Genomic DNA, 14,935 nt, shown 5'->3' on the forward strand with positions numbered 1-14,935 from the left:
GGTGCGGTTCCTCAGAAGCGGGTGTCACAGGCCGAGCTCGGGCAGCCGCACGTAGAGGACCTCGGTGAACACCAGGTAGAAGGCGCCCACCACGACGGCCGCGATGGCGACGTCGAGGACGACGCCCTTGAGGGTCGGGCGCTCGGTGCGCATGAGCAGCGACATGAGCGCGAAGAACAGGATCCCGCCGACGAGGTAGCCGAGGTACGGCAGCGCCACGGTCCAGGCGACGAGGAGCCCGACGGCGAGCAGCAGCCCGCGCAGCGGCATCCGCTCCAGCTCCTCGGTGTCCGCCCCCACGCGTCGCCCGAGGGCGCCGAGCACGAGGAGGACCAGGCCGAGGACGCCCAGGACGATGATCACCGGGTCGGCGAACGTCCCGCCGTGCTGCGTGGTGTAGTCGCGCTGGAACCAGAAGAGGGCGGCGACGGCGAGGGTGAGGGCGCCGACGACGACGTTGACCCGGCTCGCGGAGGCTAGGGCGGCGGCCATGTCAGTCCTTCCTCAGGGTGTCGCCGGCGACCATGGCGTCGGTCGGGGGGCCGCCCGGGGTGCCCGCGGCCGCCCGCCGCAGCCGCCACTGCCGCACGAGCGGCCACAGCAGGGACAGCACCGTCATCGCGATGAGCACCAGGCTCAGCGGCCGGGTGAAGAACGTCGTCCAGGGCATCGCCTGGCCCTGCGAGGTGAGCAGGCCCTGCACCAGCCCGGTCTCGGCGATGCTGCCGAGGATGAGCCCGAGCACGATCGGGGCCGAGCTGATCCCGGCCAGGCTGAGGAAGTAGGCCAGGACGCCGAGGATCAGCATGACGAAGACGTCGACCACCGAGGAGCGGACGGCGTACGCGCCGACGATCGTCAGCACGGTGATCCCGGGCGCGAGGTACCGGGCGGGCAGCGCGATGACTCCCCGCTGCAGCGCACGGCCGGCGACGAGCCCGACGGGCACCATCATCACCGCCGAGACGGCCAGGGCGATGACGAACGTGTAGACCAGGTCGCCGGAGGTGGCGAAGAGCTCGGCGCCCGGGCGCAGGCCGTGCAGCAGCAGGACGCCGAGGATGATGGCGTCCGGCGGGGTGCCGGGCACCCCGATCGTCAGGGTGGGGATCATCCCCGCCCCGACGGTGGCGTTGTTGGCCGACTCGGCCGCCACCACGCCGTCCACCTCCCCCTTGCCGTAGGTCTCGGGGTGCTTGGAGGACCGCTTCGCCTCGTTGTACGCCACAAGGTTGGCGATGCTGCCGCCGGCCCCGGGCAGGATGCCGACGACGGTGCCGATGACGCTGGACCTCAGCAGGTTGACCGGCCGGCTGAAGATGTCCCGGACCATCTGCCACAGGCTCTGGCGCCGCTCCCGCTCGTCGATCATCTGCGCCTCACGACCCTTGCGGGCCACGAGCCGGATGACCTCGGGGATGGTGAACAGCCCGACCATGGCCGGCACCAGGGGGACGCCGCCCTGGAGCATGGGCTCGCCGAAGGTGAACCGGACCTCGCCGCCGACGGGGGCGATGCCCACCGTCGCGAGGAGGAGCCCGATCACGCCTCCGATGAGCCCCTTGAGCAGCGACCCGCTGGCCATGCTGACGATGATCGTCAGGCCGAAGACGGCGACCCAGAAGTACTCCTGGGGGCCGAACCGCAGGGAGAAGTCGGCGAGCGGCGGCGCGAACAGGATGAGCGCGACGACGCCGACGAGGCCGCCGACGAGCGACCCCATCGTGGCGCCGACGACCGCGAACTCGCTGCGGCCCTTCTTCGTCATCTGGTACCCCTCCAGCGCGGTGGCGATGGAGGACGGCGTGCCCGGGGCGTTGACGAGGATCGCCGTGAAGGCGCCGCCGTAGATGGCGCCCATGTAGAAGGCGCCGAGGAGCACGAGGGCGCGGGTCGGCTCCATGACGAAGGTGAACGGCACGAGCAGCGCCAGCCCCATCGTCGCGCTGAGCCCGGGCATGGCGCCGATCGCCATGCCCGCCGCCGTCCCGACGAGGACGAGCAGCAGCATCGAGGGTGCGAGGTTGGCGACGACGCCGCTACCGAGGAGGTCGAGCATCGGAGCTCCTTTCCGGTCCTGCCGCGCCCGCCTGCGTCGGGGGCGGGGTCACCTCGGTCACAGCATCCCGAGCCGCTCGAAGAGGTCCTGGTAGACCTCCGTGCGCTCGGCGGTGAACTCGGTGGCCTCCTCCGGGCCCATGTTCTCCAGCACGAAGCCCTGCTCCTCGAACTGCTGCGCGAGCTCGGGGTCCTCGTTGACCTCGGCGAACACGCCCGCGAGCTTCTCGACGATCGCGTCCGGCGTCTCGGGCGGGACCGCCACGCCGCGGTAGGCGCCGTCGACGAGGTCGATGCCCTGCTCCGTGAACGTCGGGTAGTCCTCGAGCCCGGGGAGGCGCTCGTCGGTGGCCACCGCCAGGGTGCGGATCTGGTCGCCGAGCTGGCTGATCATGGGCGTGTAGGTCATCAGCGCGTCGACGTGGCCGCCGAGGAGGGCGGGCACCGCGGCGCCGGTCCCGGAGAACGGCGTGTAGGTGGTCTCGATGCCGGCCTCGTCGTTGAGCAGGAGGGTGCCGACGTGGTTGGCGCTGAAGTCGCCGCTGCCGCCGACCGACATCGCGCCCGGGTTCTCCTTGGCGGCGGCGATGAAGTCGTCGAGGGTCTGGATGTCGCTGTCGGCCGGCACCGCCAGGATGTTCGGCGTGCTCTGGAAGATGTAGACCTGCTTGAGCTGGTCGGTCTCGTACCCGGCGTCCTCGCGCATCATCGGCTGCAGGATGATGTGCGGGAGGTTGTGCCCCATGATCGTGTGGCCGTCCGGCTCGGTGCGGGTCAGCTCCGACCAGGCCAGCGCCCCGCCGCCGCCCGGCTTGTACGAGATGGTGACGTCCGTGCCGAGGACCTCCTGGAGCGGCTCCTGCTGCAGGCGGGCGGTGATGTCCGACTCGCCGCCCGGGTCGAACGCGATGATGTAGTCGACCGGGCGCTCGGGGTAGCTCTCGGCGACGTCGGCGGTGTCGCCGGACCCCGCCGGCTCGTCGCCCCCGCAGGCGGCGAGCATGGCGCTCAGGGCGATGAGCGGAAGGGCGATCTTGGCAGTTCGCTTCATGGTGATCCTCCGTTGGATCGGTATCGGGAGCGTGCCGGGTATCAAGCGGTGGAGCTAGCTGGTCGCGGGGATCTCCTCCCGGTCGGCGCGCCGGGACGCGGTGTCCAGTGCCGCCACGAGGGCCGCGGTGACCTCCGCCGTCGTGGCCGTGCCGCCGAGGTCCCGGGTGAGGGTGCCCGACGCCGTCACGGTGTCGATCGCGGACCGGACCATCTCCGCGGCCTCCGGCTCGCCCAGGTGGTCGAGCATGAGCGCGCCGCTGGCGACCGCGCCGATCGGGTTGGCGATCCCCTGCCCGGCGATGTCGGGGGCGGAGCCGTGGACCGGCTCGAACATCGAGGGGAACCGGCGCTCGGGGTTGAGGTTCGCGGAGGCCGCCAGTCCGAGGCTGCCCGCGAGCGCGCTGCCGAGGTCGGAGAGGATGTCGGCGTTGAGGTTGGAGGCGACGACCACCGAGAGCGTCTCCGGGCGGAGCACGAAGCGGGCCGCCATCGCGTCCACCAGGACGCTCTCGGTCTCCACGTCCGGGTAGTCCGCGGCGACGCGGCGGAAGACCTCGTCCCACAGGACCATGCCGTACTGCTGGGCGTTGGACTTGGTGACGCTGACGAGGGACTTCCGGTCCCGGGAGCGGGCGAGGTCGAACGCGAACCGGATGATGCGCTCGCAGCCGACCTCCGTGAAGAGCGAGGTCTGGACGGCGACCTCGCCGCCCTCGCGCGCCGAGAGGTTCCGGCCGCCGAGACCCGCGTACTCGCCCTCGCTGTTCTCGCGCACGACCACCCAGTCCAGCTCGGTGGAGTCGGCCTTCCGCAGCGGGCTGGTGACGCCGGGGTGGAAGCGAACGGGCCGCACGTTCGCCCACTGGTCGAACCCCTGGCAGATGGCCAGACGGAGCCCCCAGAGGCTGACGTGGTCCGGCACCCCGGGCCAACCCACGGCGCCGAAGTAGATGGCGTCGAATCCCTTGAGCACCTCCAGGCCGTCCGCCGGCATCATGCGGCCCGTCTCGCCGAAGTACTCGGACCCCCAGGGCAGCTCCTCCCAACGGAGGCTGAAGCCGGACCGGCGCGCCACCTCGTCGAGCACGGCGCGGCCGGCGTCGACGACCTCGCGCCCGACGCCGTCGCCGGGGATGGTCGCGATGCGGAAGGTCCTGCCGTCGTGCGGGGCGGTGCTGGTCATGTGTTCACTCCAGAGAGACGTGCGCTTTACCCGCGAGTGAACTCACCCGACGCCCGGGTGTCCAAGACCAACCTCCGATACCTCCGATAGGTGCGCCCTATCGACGGGGCCACGATCAGCGATCTGATCTGCACCTCCGCCCCGGGACGGGTCTCTTCCATAGGTATCGATGCGATAACGGTCCCCGGCGGCCGATGGCGACGGCGGACCGCGGTCTACCGTGTGGGCGTGGACGCGCGTCAGCTCCAGTACTTCCTCGCCGTCGTGGACGAGGGCGGTGTCCATGCCGCGGCCGAGAAGCTCTTCGTGGCCCAGCCGTCGGTGTCGCAGTCGTTGCGGGCGCTCCAGCGTGACCTGGGCGCCGAGCTCTTCACCCGCACCGGGCGGCGGCTGCAGCTGACGGCCGCCGGCGAGGCGCTGATCGCGCCGGCGCGCCAGGTGCTGCACTGGCTGGACCTCTCCCGGGCCCACGTGGAGGCGGTCAACGGGCTGCGCACGGGTCGGCTGGTGATCGCCACGATGCCCTCCCAGGCGGTCCACCCGCTGCCCACGGTCATCGACCGCTTCGTCACCCGGTACCCGCTCGTGCAGATCTCGATCCGCTCGGCCGGCACGCCGCAGGACGTGATGTCGCTGATCCGCTCGGGCGGGGTGGAGCTCGGTGTCATGGCGGTGACCTCCCAGGTGGACACCGAGGGCCTGGTGGTCCACCCGATGGGGCGGCAGAGCTTCATCGTGATCTCCTCGAGGGAGGCGCACCTGCCGGCCCGGGGCCCCCTGACCTACCAGCAGCTCGAGGGGCAGCGGCTGATCATCGGTCAGCCGGGCACGGGGATGCGCCGCGTCGCCGACCAGGTCATCGCCGCCAACCGCTCGACGATCGCGGTGGTCGAGACCGAGCACCGGGAGGCGATCCTGCCCATGGTGCTCGAGGGGACCGGGATCGCGGTCATCGCCGAGGCGTGGCGCAGCCTCGCCCGGGAGGCCGGCCTGATCGTGCACGACCTGGTGACCGAGGAGCACCTGGAGGTCTTCATCGTCCACCGCGAGGTCGAGCTCAGCCCGGCGGCCCGGGCGTTCCTCCTCTTCACCGTCCCGTCCTCGGTCACCGGCCTGCCCTCCTGACGGGGTCACGGCGCGGCCGGCCGGCCACCGCGCACCACGCGCACCGCGCGCGCGACGCGCCCACCGGGTGGACCGGTGGGCGCGCCGCCATCGACGAGCTACTCGATCCGCGCGATCGGCGCCCCCTGCCTGACGGCGTCGTCCTCGGCGACCAGGAGCCGCACGGTCCCGGCCGCCGGGGCGGTCACCTCGGCGTCGACCTTGTCCACCTGCACCTCGCCGAGCAGCTGGCCCTCGGTGACCTGCTCGCCGTCGGCCACGTACCAGGTGGCGAGCACCCCCTCGGTGTCCGGCCGGGTCTCGTCGAGGGGCGGGAAGAGCACGTCGGTCATGCCAGCACCCGCCGGACCGCGGCCTCGATGCGCTCCTGGAGCGGCAGCACCGCGTACTCCAGGGCGTGCGCGTACGGGATCGGGACGTCCGGCATGGTCACCCGCTGCACGGGCGCCCTCAGCATGGACGGGTCCTCGTCGGTGATCGTCGCGGCCACCTCGCCCGAGACGCCGAAGGACAGGTAGTCCTCGTCGACCACGACGAGCCGGCCCGTCTTCCTCACCGACGTCAGGATCGCCTCGCGGTCGAGCGGCACGAGCGAGCGCAGGTCGAGGACCTCGGCGCTGACGCCCTCGCCGTCGAGCTTCTCGGCGACGTCGAGCGCGTGGTGGACGGACAGCGAGAGCGTCACGACCGACACGTCGCTGCCCTCGCGGACCACGTTGGCCCTGCCGATCTCCACGACGTGCTCGCCCTCGGGGACGACGTCGACCGAGCGCCGGTTCTTCGCCATCCAGGGCAGGCCCATGATGCCCTTGTGGAACATGTAGACCACGGGGCTGTCGTCGCGGATGGCCGCGGTCATCAGGCCCTTGGCGTCGGCCGGGTTGGACGGGACGACCACCTTCATCCCGGGCAGGTGCGCGAACGTGCCCCACAGGCACTGCGAGTGCTGGCCGCCGTCGGAGTACCCGCCGCCGACCGCCGTCGTCAGCACCATCGGCACCTTGACGTTCCCGCCGGAGAAGTAGTGGATCTTCGCCATGTGGTTGTAGATCTGGTCCAGGCACACGCCCATGAAGTCGGCGAACATGAGCTCGACGATCGGGCGCATGCCCTCGGTGGCGGCGCCGATGCCCAGGCCGATGAACGCCGTCTCGGAGATCGGGGTGTCGATGACCCGGTCCTTGCCGAACTTCTCGAGCAGCCCGGTGGTGGAGGAGAAGATGCCGCCGTACGCGCCGACGTCCTCCCCGAGGTAGACCACGGTCTCGTCGCGCTCCATCTCCTGCGCGATGGCCTCGACCATGGCCTTGGAGGTGTTGAGCCGGCGGGTCGCCGGCTGGGTGGGGGCTGTGGTGGTCATCGGTTCTCCTCGGCGAAGACGTACTTCATGACGTCGGCGACGTCGGGCACGGGGCTGTCCTTGGCGAAGGCGACGGCGGACTCGACCTTCTCGGAGGCCTCCTCCTTGATGCGGGCGACCGCGCCGTCGTCGAGGACGCCCGCCTCGCGCAGGCGCGTCTCGTAGCGCGGGATCGGGTCCAGCTTGGGCAGGTCCGCGAGCCCGGGGCGGTAGCCCTGGGCGTCGCCCTCGAAGTGGCCCCACATCCGCAGGGTGGCGACCTCGAGCAGGCTCGGCCCCTCCCCCGCGCGGGCGCGGGCGACGGCGCGGCGGGCGGCGGCGTAGACGGCGTCGACGTCGTTGTCCTCCACCCGCTCACCGGGGATGCCGTAGCCGGCGGCCCGCTCGGCGTTGGAGGTGACGGCGGTCGAGGCGGTGCGCGCCACCGAGATGCCCCACTCGTTGTCCTCGACCACGAAGACCACTGGCAGCCGCCACAGCGCCGCCAGGTTGAGGGACTCGTGGAAGGCGCCCTGGTTCGCGGCGCCCTCGCCGGTGACGGCGACGGCGATCCCGCCCGTCCCGCGCCGCTTGAACGCGAACGCCATGCCCAGCGCGGGCGGGTAGCCCTCGGCGATGATGCCCGAGCAGGAGAAGTGCGTCTCCGGGTCGAAGAGGTGCATGTGCCCGCCGCGGCCCCGCCCCAGGCCGGTCTCGCGGCCGAAGATCTCGGCGGTCATCTTCCTCAGGTCGACGCCGTGGGCGACGGCGAAGTGGTGCGGGCGGTGAGTGGCGGTGACGGCGTCGTCGCGCGTGAGGTGCGCGCACACGCCGGCGGCGACGGGCTCTTGGCCGGCGGAGAGGTGCATCTCCCCGGGGACCAGCCCCTTGCCGATGTCGAAGCCGGGGCCCTTGTCCGCGTGGTACTCGCGGAGGATGGCCTCCTCGAAGGTGCGCGAGAGCACCATCGTCTCGTAGAGCCCGAGCCGGACCCCGTCGGGGAGCTCGGGCGCCGGCGACCCGGCGTCGGTGCGTGCCGGCACGGGTGCCGGCTGGGACGTGTCTGTCGACATGGTTGCCTCCGTTGGCTCGATGTCCGTGCCCCTCACTCTTGTTCGGGCGCCCGACCGGGGCAACGGCCGGTATTTCAGATGGTGATAGCGGACCGCAACCGCCCGTCTCGGGCGTCGAAAGTGCCGGCCCCGAAGCTCTCGACAAGTGCTCGACCCCGGGTGCAGACTCGCCCACACGCCGAACGGTCGTCGGCGGCCCCCGCAGGCGGGGCCCAGGCGCCGCGAGACGCGTTCGATCCCGTCCACGCGCGCTGGGGCGCACGGCACAGGGAGGTGGCACCATGGCCACGCTGACCGGCAGGGACTCGCGCACGCAGAACGACACCGCGACGTTCGCGGTCCTGACGGACCAGGGCCGCGTCCGGCTCGTGCTGGCCGGGTCGATCGACCAGCTGTGCGTGGCCGAGCTGGAGGAGGCGGTCTCCGAGACGGTGCGCACCGGGCTGCCCGTCGAGATCGACACCCGGCACGTCACGTTCATGGACTCCGCCGGCATCGGCGCCCTGAGCTCGCTCACCGTCGCGTCGCCGCACCGCGTCACCTTCATCGAGCCTGCGGAGGTCGTGCGCTTCCTCCTGCACGTGACGCACCTGGACGCCACGGTGGAGGTCGTCCGGAGGGGCTGACGCCCGCCGGCTCACCTCCCGCCCGCGAGGGCGACCAGCCGCGGGGGCTCCTGCGGGCGCCGGGGCGGCGGCGCGCCCGCCGCGAGGGCGTCCACCCGCTCGCCGAGGACGTAGCCGTCCGGCGTCCGGGCCAGGTACCCCTCGTGCACCAGGGTGCGCAGCAGGTGGTACGTGGTGGCCAGCGGCAGGCCCACGGTGCGGGCGAGCCGCTTGGCGGGCACCGGGCCGCCGGCCGCGCCGACGGCGTCGAGCAGGTTCAGCGCCCGGACGACGGAGTGGATCAGGGTGGGCTGCGCTGCCACGGCGGACCTCCTGCGTCCAGGCTAGACGCGCCGGCCGGCTGACGGGTGCGGCTCGGGATTCCGGGGCGTGGCCGCTGATCGCGGGGCGGGCCGACCCCCTGCGCCGCCCGCCCCGCGCCCAGTCCCCCTCCCCTGGCCACATAGCTCGACGCACGCGTCGCCCGGTTTCAGGGCGACGGTGCAGCCTGTGCGGTCCTCGCGGGTGACTGGTCGCACCAGCACACCACGGCCCGCCCTCGGCGACGCGCAAGCCCGACGGTGATGGGTGGGCGAAATCGCGAGGTCACCCCGGGTGCTATCGACGGCGCGATTCGTCCGGATCCCTGCGCGTCCGGCCCCTACCCGCGCTCGACGCGGGGTGTCACACTGATCTCAGTGTCGAGCAAGGGAGCTCGCCATGACGCTCACGTTGTGGATCATGGCCGCCGTCATCGTGGTTCTCCTCGTCCTCGGCCTGGTCGTCTCGGTACGCGGGTCGGGCCGGGCGCGTCCCGGAAGCCAGACGCACCAGCCCGGCAACTACCAGGACGACGGCCGCTACGCCCGGTGGGACCTCGACGGCGGCGGGGACGGCGGGAACCCGTAGGCCGTCTCCTGCGCCGGTCGCTCTCCGGTCGCACCATCCGGACACCGTCGGTATCTTGAGGTCGACTTCTCTCTCGGGGGACGACCATGGCGCTGGCTCGTGATCGGCACCGCGACGGTGGGACGACCCGCCTCGCACGCTGGGTCACGCGCGGCCTCATGACCCTCGGCGGCACCGGGCTCGTCGTGCTCGCCTCCGCCGGGTTCGCCGCCTCCGCGTCCGCCGACGACGGCGAGACCCTGGTCGGCGAGGTGGTCGACGGGATCGCCGGCACGGTCGAGGCCGCGGCTCCTGAGGCCGTCGCCGTGCCGCAGGAGGCGCCCGTCGCCGACGTCACCGCCCCGGTCTCGCGCGAGGCGGAGCCGATCGTTCAGCAGACGGTCGAGCCGGTCGTGCGCGACGTCGTCGTCCCGGTGGCCTCCGAGGCCGCCGAGCCCGCCGCTGCGGTGGTCGAGCCGGTCGTGCGCGATGTCGTCGCACCTGCGGTCCGGGAAGCGGCAGTGCCCGCCGCTGCGGTGGTCGAGCCGGTCGTGCGCGACGTCGTCGCGCCGGCGATCCAGGACGTCGCCCCCGTGGTGGAGACGGTGGCCGCCGCCGTGGACGCCTCGGAACCCGGCCTGGGCCTGGCGCCGGAGACCGACGTCGGGCCGGTCGGCGCGTCGCCGGACGACGACGTCTCGAGCGAGGCGGGCCGATCGCTCCCCGTCGCCATGCCCCCGGAGTCCCCGCTGCTCTCGGCGGGCACCGGTGCGGCGCCGGACCTCGCCGCCGCGACGGGCGACCGCTCCACCACGCCGTCCGGCCTGCCCGCGAGCGCTCCGGCGTCGTCGAGCTCCCTCAGCACGTCGCACGGGGCCGGCTCACCTGACGCCGACCTGGCGCGCGGGCTCGCCGTGCCCGCGAACGACCTCAGCCTCTCCCGCGCCACGGCTCCGCCGTCGGCCGTCCTCGAGGTCCTGCTCGAGATCTCCGTAGCCCCTGACTGACGGGGGCGTGGCGGCCCTCGGCCGTCATGCCGACAGGCGCGCGGTCGCGCGCACAAACCCATCAGCCAGGAGGAACTCCCATGCGTACCCACCTTCGCCGAGCGCTGCGCACAGCGCTTCTGACCGGCGCTCTCATGGTCGCCGGCACCGCCGCGGCGCACGCGGTCACCGACGGTGTGGTCGGCGACATCGCGGACGACACCACCGTGGTCGCACCCGTCACCGCACCGGTCACCGTCGACGGCGTCGCCGTCAGCGTCCTGGGCGACGCCGCCACCGGGTCCGGACAGGCCGCACCCGCCTCGCAGGCCCCTCAGGTCACCGTGACCGACGCCCCAGCCGACGAGCCGTCCGGTGAGAACGGGGCGCTGGTCGGCGACATCGCGGACGACACCACCGTGGTCGCACCCGTCACCGCACCGGTGACGGTCGGGTGCACCACCGTCGCCGTCGCCGGTGACGCCGACGCCGACTGCGACGGGGCGCCGACCACCACCTCGCCGGACGTCACGGTCACCGACGTCTCGACCGAGGACGGCGCCGCGCGCCCCGAGCTGGTCGGGGACGTCCTGACCGGCACCGACGTCGTCGCCCCGATCACCACACCGGTGACGGTCAGCGGCGTCGCCGTGAGCGTCGGCGGTGCGGCCAGCTCGAACGAGCTCGCGCCGATCGTGCCGGCCGTGCCGAGCACGCCGAGCGGCCCCGCCGTGCCGAGCACGCCGAGCGGCCCGGCGGTGCCGACCGACCCGGCGGCTCCCGGCGACCCGCAGGTACCTGCAACGTCTGAGGTGTCGAACAACTCCGAGGTGCTCTCACCCGGCATCACCGCCGGCGGCCGCTTCGGCGTCGGCGCCGGTCTCGGGGTCGGCTCCGAGATGGTCAGCTCCGCGGGAGCCGTCACCGCGACCGGGACGACCTCCGCGGCGGCGGTGCCGGCCGGCTCCGAGCGCGACGAGCTCGCCGACACGGGGATCAGCCCGACCGCCCTCGCCGGTCTCGCGGCCCTGCTCCTCGCGGGCGGGGCGGCCATCAGCCGCCGACTCGCCGCCTGAGCCGGAGGGCGCTGACCGCGGTCGCGGCTCGTCGGTCCCACCTCCGGGGGGCCGGCGGGCCGCGGGCGCGGTCACGGCGACCGTGCTGCGGCGCCTCGCGCCACGGTGCGAACAGCTACACGTCCCGCCAGCGCCCGCCCACGCGCTGGGTCAGTGCCGGCCCGCTCACCTCGGCCAGGCCGCGTGCCGTCTTGTGGACGCGCGCCGCCACGAGGCGCGCCTCGCCGTCGTCCGCGGCGGTGAAGCGCACGGTGATCTGCGGCCGGCCGCCCACGATCCCCACGTCCTTCGCCTCGACGGTGGTGGTCGCGGCGGCCGCGTCGGCCGCCTCGGGCAGCAGCAGCTCAGGCGGGACGCCCGGGTGGAGGAGGCCGACGATCAGGCGCACGCGGTACGAGGGCACCCGGCCATTCTTCCGCCCTCCGCGCGCCCACCCGAAACCGGGAACGGGCGGCCTCCGCGCTCACGCGGCGCGGCGGACGCCGAGCGAGTCGACGCCGTCACCGTTCCAGTCACCCACCAGCACGTCGTCCGACTCCCGGCCGTACACGACCACCCGGTCCGCCGCCCCCGCGCTGATGCTGTTCTTGATGTGGTACTCGGAGCCGCGGCGCACGGCCAGGGTGTCGGTCCCGTCACCGTCCCAGTCGCCGACGAGCGTCGTGTCGCCGTCGCGCCCGTACCGGACGACCTTGTCGGCGACGCCGGTGCTGATCGAGTTCCGCACGTAGTAGACGGCGCCGCGCCGGACGGCGAAGGAGTCGGCCTCGTCCGCGTTCCAGTCCCCCACGAACACCTGGTCGCCCGGCCGGCCGTAGACGATGACCTTGTCGGCGGCCCCGGAACCGATGGAGTTCTTCAGGTGGTACTCGGCGCCCCGGCGCACCGCCAGGGTGTCCACGCCGTCACCGTCCCAGTCGCCCACGAGCACCACGTCGCCCGGGCGGCCGTACTCGAACACCCGGTCCGCCGTGCCGTCGTGGCCGTCGTTGACGTAGAACGTCCGGTCCCGGCGCACCGCGACGGTGTCGACACCGTCACCGTCCCAGTCCCCCACGAGCACGCCGTCCCCGCTGCGGCCGAAGCTGAAGACCGTGTCCGCCCTGGAGGAGAACACGTTCGAGAGGTAGAACGCGGAGGCCGGCTCGGCCGAGCCGCCGGAGCACGTGCGGGCGAAGCGCTGCGTGTTGTGCAGCCGGTCGCCGTCGAGCACCGTCCCGGTCGCGACATAGCGGAACGCGGGGTCGAGGATGTTCGCACGGTGACCCGGCGAGCCCATGTAGGACCGCATCGCCTGGGCGGCGTCCGCACCCATGTTGTACGAGGTGTAGATGTTCTCGCCCCACCCGCCGCCGCAGCCCGCGGCGGCGGTGTCCGACGCCAGCCCGGCGTCGTGCACGAACGCGCCGGTCGCGGACATCCACCCCGAGTGCTCCACCGAGCCGGCGCGCAGGGGCGAGAAGTACTGCAGCGCGGCAAGGCCCCGGCTCGTCCGCTCGGCGTTGATCAGCTCGACCATCTTCCGGTCGTAGTCGTCCAGCGGCTGCGCCGCAGCGGCGGGCGCCTGGACGCCGACGGCGAGGACGACCGCGGCGGCCGACCCGGCCAGCGCACGGGTGAAGATGCGGGGACGCATGATGAGCCTCGTTCCGGGAGAGAGCCGGGCTCATCGATGTTCGCATTGCGGGCCGCAGTTGCACAATAACTACGACCGAATAAAGAAGGAGGCGCCTGTCACGGCGCACGTGCGAAACGGGGCCGCGCGCGCGGCGTGCGGCGCCGCTCAGTACGCGCCGCGGCCCTTGAAGACCTCGCGCACCGTCTTGAGGATGAGGATCAGGTCCCCGCTCAGCGACCAGTTCTCGACGTAGCTGAGGTCCAGCCGCACGCTCTCCTCCCACGAGAGGTCGGAGCGGCCCGAGACCTGCCACAGCCCGGTCACGCCGGGCTTGATGAGCAGCCGGCGGTGGACGTGCCGCTCGTACTGCGCCACCTCGTGGGGCAGCGGCGGCCGCGGACCCACCACGCTCATCCGCCCGCGCAGCACGTCCCAGAACTGGGGGAACTCGTCGAGGGAGTGCCGGCGCAGGAACTGGCCCACCCGGGTGATCCGCGGGTCGTCGGCGAGCTTGAACAGCACGCCGTCGCCCAGGCCGCGGTCCATGAGATCGGCGAGCCGGGCCTCGGCGTCGACCGCCATCGAGCGGAACTTGTGCATGTGGAACGGGCGGCCGTTCTGCCCCACCCGCTCCTGGCGGAAGAAGACGGGCCCGCCGTCGTCGAGCTTGATCGCCAGCGCGACGGCGGCGTACAGGGGGGCGAGCAGGACCAGGGCCGTGGTGGCGACGACCAGGTCCACGGTCCGCTTGATCACGTGCTCGGCCCCGGAGAACCGCGGGAGGTCGACGTGGACGACCGGCAGCCCGTCGACCGGGCTCTGGTGGATCCGGGGCCCCGCGACGTCGGTGAGCTGGGAGACCAGCAGCAGCTCGGCCGCCCCCTCCTCCAGCTCCCAGGCGAGCTCCTTGACCTCGTTGGACGGCATCCTGCCAGCGATCAGCACCGCGCCGAGGCGGGGGTCGCGGGCGGCCAGCCGGAGCTCGTCGAGGGAGACGCGCGGCAGCTCCGGCACCGGCGGCGTCCCGGTCAGCCCGCCCAGCTCGGAGCCCGTCAGGGAGACCGCCACCGGCGCGTACCCGGCCTCGGGGTGCTTGAGCATCCTGTCGACGGCGCACGCCACCTCGTCGGCGTCCCCGACCACCACGGTGCCGGTCAGCGCCCGGCCCTGCTTGCGCACGCGGGAGAGGCACTTCCGCCACGCCAGCCGGCCCGCGAGCACGAGCACGAGCCCGACGGGGAGCGCGACGACGAAGACGCCCCGCGAGAGCTCGATCGGGCCGAGGTAGGAGACGATGGCGATCCCGCCGAACGCCGCCAGGGTGGCCACCAGGACGCGGCGGTACTCCTCCAGCCCGGCGCCGATCAGGCGCCGCTTGCGGGTGTCGAACGCGCTGAGGCTGAGGAACCAGACGACGGCGATCAGCGCCCCGACGGCGTCGTACCCCACGTCCAGCGGGCCCAGCTCGAGGTTGTCCGGGTTGCTGCCGAACCGCGTCAGCGCGGCCACCCGCAGCGCCAGGACCACCAGGACCAGGTCGGTCAGCGCCAGCACGGCGCGGTAGCGGCGGTCCCAGGGGCCGCCCGGGTCGGGGACGAGCGCCGGCCACATCCACAGCCAGACGGCCCGGGTGCCGGCCGCCCGCGCCGCGCGGGTGCGCGGCTCGTCCAGGTCGGGCACCGCGCGCAGCATCCGTGCGGTGGTGGTCAGGACGCGGTCCATGGTCGCGTGCCCGGCGGGACGCGGGGCCATGAGGGGTCCGGGCCGTGATACGCGCTTCAGCATCGCCGCTCCTGCCCCGGTGTGGTCGATCTGGTGAAGTGACCACTCCAGCAGCAATGCCCCCGTTCAGGACCGGCTCCCCCCGCTGAATACGGGGTGATCCATTTCTCTCACCCCCGCCCCTGGTCAGGGTGATGGGGTCACGCGCC

General features: G+C 73.0%; 16 protein-coding genes. 5 read left to right on the forward strand and 11 right to left on the reverse strand.

The window, feature by feature from the left end; all coding sequences use genetic code 11:
* Positions 1 to 24 precede the first annotated feature (24 nt).
* From KZX45_RS09920 to KZX45_RS09935, 4 genes are read right to left on the reverse strand one after another with little or no spacing between them, the layout of a single operon-like run.
* The gene (locus KZX45_RS09920) at positions 25 to 492 is read right to left on the reverse strand and encodes a tripartite tricarboxylate transporter TctB family protein (RefSeq protein WP_248257573.1); all 468 of its coding nucleotides are present in this window, start codon (positions 490 to 492) and stop codon (positions 25 to 27) included.
* A 1-nt stretch (position 493) separates the two neighbouring features.
* On the reverse strand, positions 494 to 2,059 hold the full coding sequence (locus KZX45_RS09925; RefSeq protein WP_248257574.1) for a tripartite tricarboxylate transporter permease: 1,566 nt from the start codon (positions 2,057 to 2,059) through the stop codon (positions 494 to 496).
* A gap of 57 nt (positions 2,060 to 2,116) precedes the next feature.
* Complete coding sequence (locus KZX45_RS09930) at positions 2,117 to 3,109, reverse strand: tripartite tricarboxylate transporter substrate binding protein (RefSeq protein ID WP_248257575.1); 993 nt, start codon at positions 3,107 to 3,109, stop codon at positions 2,117 to 2,119.
* A gap of 54 nt (positions 3,110 to 3,163) precedes the next feature.
* Positions 3,164 to 4,294: a tartrate dehydrogenase gene (locus KZX45_RS09935; RefSeq protein ID WP_248257576.1), complete on the reverse strand. Its 1,131-nt coding sequence runs from the start codon at positions 4,292 to 4,294 to the stop codon at positions 3,164 to 3,166.
* Positions 4,295 to 4,522: 228 nt separating this feature from the next.
* Here KZX45_RS09935 and KZX45_RS09940 point away from each other — a divergent pair, with 228 nt between their 5' ends.
* Entirely contained in the window at positions 4,523 to 5,419 is an 897-nt protein-coding gene (locus tag KZX45_RS09940) for a LysR family transcriptional regulator (RefSeq protein ID WP_248257577.1), read from the forward strand.
* Positions 5,420 to 5,517: 98 nt separating this feature from the next.
* Here KZX45_RS09940 and KZX45_RS09945 read toward each other — a convergent pair whose 3' ends face one another.
* From KZX45_RS09945 to KZX45_RS09955, 3 genes are read right to left on the reverse strand one after another with little or no spacing between them, the layout of a single operon-like run.
* Positions 5,518 to 5,751, reverse strand: coding sequence for a lipoyl domain-containing protein (locus KZX45_RS09945; protein ID WP_248257578.1), 234 nt, complete (start codon positions 5,749 to 5,751; stop codon positions 5,518 to 5,520).
* Positions 5,748 to 6,779 (reverse strand): alpha-ketoacid dehydrogenase subunit beta, encoded by a 1,032-nt coding sequence (locus tag KZX45_RS09950; protein WP_248257579.1) that lies wholly within the window; start codon positions 6,777 to 6,779, stop codon positions 5,748 to 5,750. Before KZX45_RS09950 ends, KZX45_RS09945 begins: the two co-directional genes overlap by 4 nt.
* Positions 6,776 to 7,831: a thiamine pyrophosphate-dependent dehydrogenase E1 component subunit alpha gene (locus tag KZX45_RS09955; protein WP_248257580.1), complete on the reverse strand. Its 1,056-nt coding sequence runs from the start codon at positions 7,829 to 7,831 to the stop codon at positions 6,776 to 6,778. Before KZX45_RS09955 ends, KZX45_RS09950 begins: the two co-directional genes overlap by 4 nt.
* Positions 7,832 to 8,112: 281 nt before the next feature.
* On the opposite strand from KZX45_RS09955, the gene KZX45_RS09960 reads away from it, so the two are divergent.
* Complete coding sequence (locus KZX45_RS09960) at positions 8,113 to 8,457, forward strand: STAS domain-containing protein (protein ID WP_248257581.1); 345 nt, start codon at positions 8,113 to 8,115, stop codon at positions 8,455 to 8,457.
* Positions 8,458 to 8,468: 11 nt separating this feature from the next.
* On the opposite strand, the gene KZX45_RS09965 is transcribed toward KZX45_RS09960, so the two are convergent.
* A complete protein-coding gene (locus KZX45_RS09965) occupies positions 8,469 to 8,759 on the reverse strand; it encodes a helix-turn-helix domain-containing protein (protein WP_248257582.1) in 291 nt (96 codons plus the stop codon).
* A 397-nt stretch (positions 8,760 to 9,156) separates the two neighbouring features.
* Between KZX45_RS09965 and KZX45_RS09970 the strand changes: the two genes are divergently transcribed.
* The 3 genes from KZX45_RS09970 to KZX45_RS09980 all read left to right on the forward strand — a co-directional run bounded on the left by KZX45_RS09970 (position 9,157) and on the right by KZX45_RS09980 (position 11,386).
* Positions 9,157 to 9,345, forward strand: a complete 189-nt coding sequence (locus KZX45_RS09970; RefSeq protein ID WP_248257583.1) for a hypothetical protein — start codon at positions 9,157 to 9,159, stop codon at positions 9,343 to 9,345.
* 86 nt (positions 9,346 to 9,431) lie between these two features.
* Positions 9,432 to 10,331: a hypothetical protein gene (locus KZX45_RS09975; RefSeq protein ID WP_248257584.1), complete on the forward strand. Its 900-nt coding sequence runs from the start codon at positions 9,432 to 9,434 to the stop codon at positions 10,329 to 10,331.
* Between the two features lie 80 nt (positions 10,332 to 10,411).
* Positions 10,412 to 11,386 carry a hypothetical protein gene (locus KZX45_RS09980; protein ID WP_248257585.1) on the forward strand — a complete coding sequence of 325 codons (975 nt, stop codon included), beginning with the start codon at positions 10,412 to 10,414 and terminating at the stop codon, positions 11,384 to 11,386.
* A gap of 115 nt (positions 11,387 to 11,501) precedes the next feature.
* Here the strand turns inward: KZX45_RS09980 and KZX45_RS09985 are convergent, their stop codons facing one another.
* From KZX45_RS09985 to KZX45_RS09995, 3 genes are all read right to left on the reverse strand, one after another.
* Positions 11,502 to 11,789, reverse strand: a complete 288-nt coding sequence (locus KZX45_RS09985; protein ID WP_248257586.1) for a hypothetical protein — start codon at positions 11,787 to 11,789, stop codon at positions 11,502 to 11,504.
* Positions 11,790 to 11,849: 60 nt separating this feature from the next.
* Entirely contained in the window at positions 11,850 to 13,022 is a 1,173-nt protein-coding gene (locus KZX45_RS09990) for a CAP domain-containing protein (RefSeq protein ID WP_248257587.1), read from the reverse strand.
* 147 nt (positions 13,023 to 13,169) lie between these two features.
* A complete protein-coding gene (locus KZX45_RS09995) occupies positions 13,170 to 14,789 on the reverse strand; it encodes a sugar transferase (protein WP_248257588.1) in 1,620 nt (539 codons plus the stop codon).
* Positions 14,790 to 14,935: the final 146 nt, after the last annotated feature.

The sequence above is a fragment of the Georgenia sp. EYE_87 genome, assembly GCF_023148685.1.
GTDB lineage: Bacteria > Actinomycetota > Actinomycetes > Actinomycetales > Actinomycetaceae > Georgenia.

Bases quoted from the DNA above. Each gene is read 5' to 3' on its own strand.
- KZX45_RS09920 (WP_248257573.1), bottom strand. From the start codon at position 492: ATGGCCGCCGCCCTAGCCTCCGCGAGCCGGGTCAACGTCGTCGTCGGC.
- KZX45_RS09925 (WP_248257574.1), bottom strand. From the start codon at position 2,059: ATGCTCGACCTCCTCGGTAGCGGCGTCGTCGCCAACCTCGCACCCTCG.
- KZX45_RS09930 (WP_248257575.1), bottom strand. From the start codon at position 3,109: ATGAAGCGAACTGCCAAGATCGCCCTTCCGCTCATCGCCCTGAGCGCC.
- KZX45_RS09935 (WP_248257576.1), bottom strand. From the start codon at position 4,294: ATGACCAGCACCGCCCCGCACGACGGCAGGACCTTCCGCATCGCGACC.
- KZX45_RS09945 (WP_248257578.1), bottom strand. From the start codon at position 5,751: ATGACCGACGTGCTCTTCCCGCCCCTCGACGAGACCCGGCCGGACACC.
- KZX45_RS09950 (WP_248257579.1), bottom strand. From the start codon at position 6,779: ATGACCACCACAGCCCCCACCCAGCCGGCGACCCGCCGGCTCAACACC.
- KZX45_RS09955 (WP_248257580.1), bottom strand. From the start codon at position 7,831: ATGTCGACAGACACGTCCCAGCCGGCACCCGTGCCGGCACGCACCGAC.
- KZX45_RS09960 (WP_248257581.1), top strand. From the start codon at position 8,113: ATGGCCACGCTGACCGGCAGGGACTCGCGCACGCAGAACGACACCGCG.
- KZX45_RS09970 (WP_248257583.1), top strand. From the start codon at position 9,157: ATGACGCTCACGTTGTGGATCATGGCCGCCGTCATCGTGGTTCTCCTC.
- KZX45_RS09975 (WP_248257584.1), top strand. From the start codon at position 9,432: ATGGCGCTGGCTCGTGATCGGCACCGCGACGGTGGGACGACCCGCCTC.
- KZX45_RS09980 (WP_248257585.1), top strand. From the start codon at position 10,412: ATGCGTACCCACCTTCGCCGAGCGCTGCGCACAGCGCTTCTGACCGGC.
- KZX45_RS09990 (WP_248257587.1), bottom strand. From the start codon at position 13,022: ATGCGTCCCCGCATCTTCACCCGTGCGCTGGCCGGGTCGGCCGCCGCG.
- KZX45_RS09995 (WP_248257588.1), bottom strand. From the start codon at position 14,789: ATGCTGAAGCGCGTATCACGGCCCGGACCCCTCATGGCCCCGCGTCCC.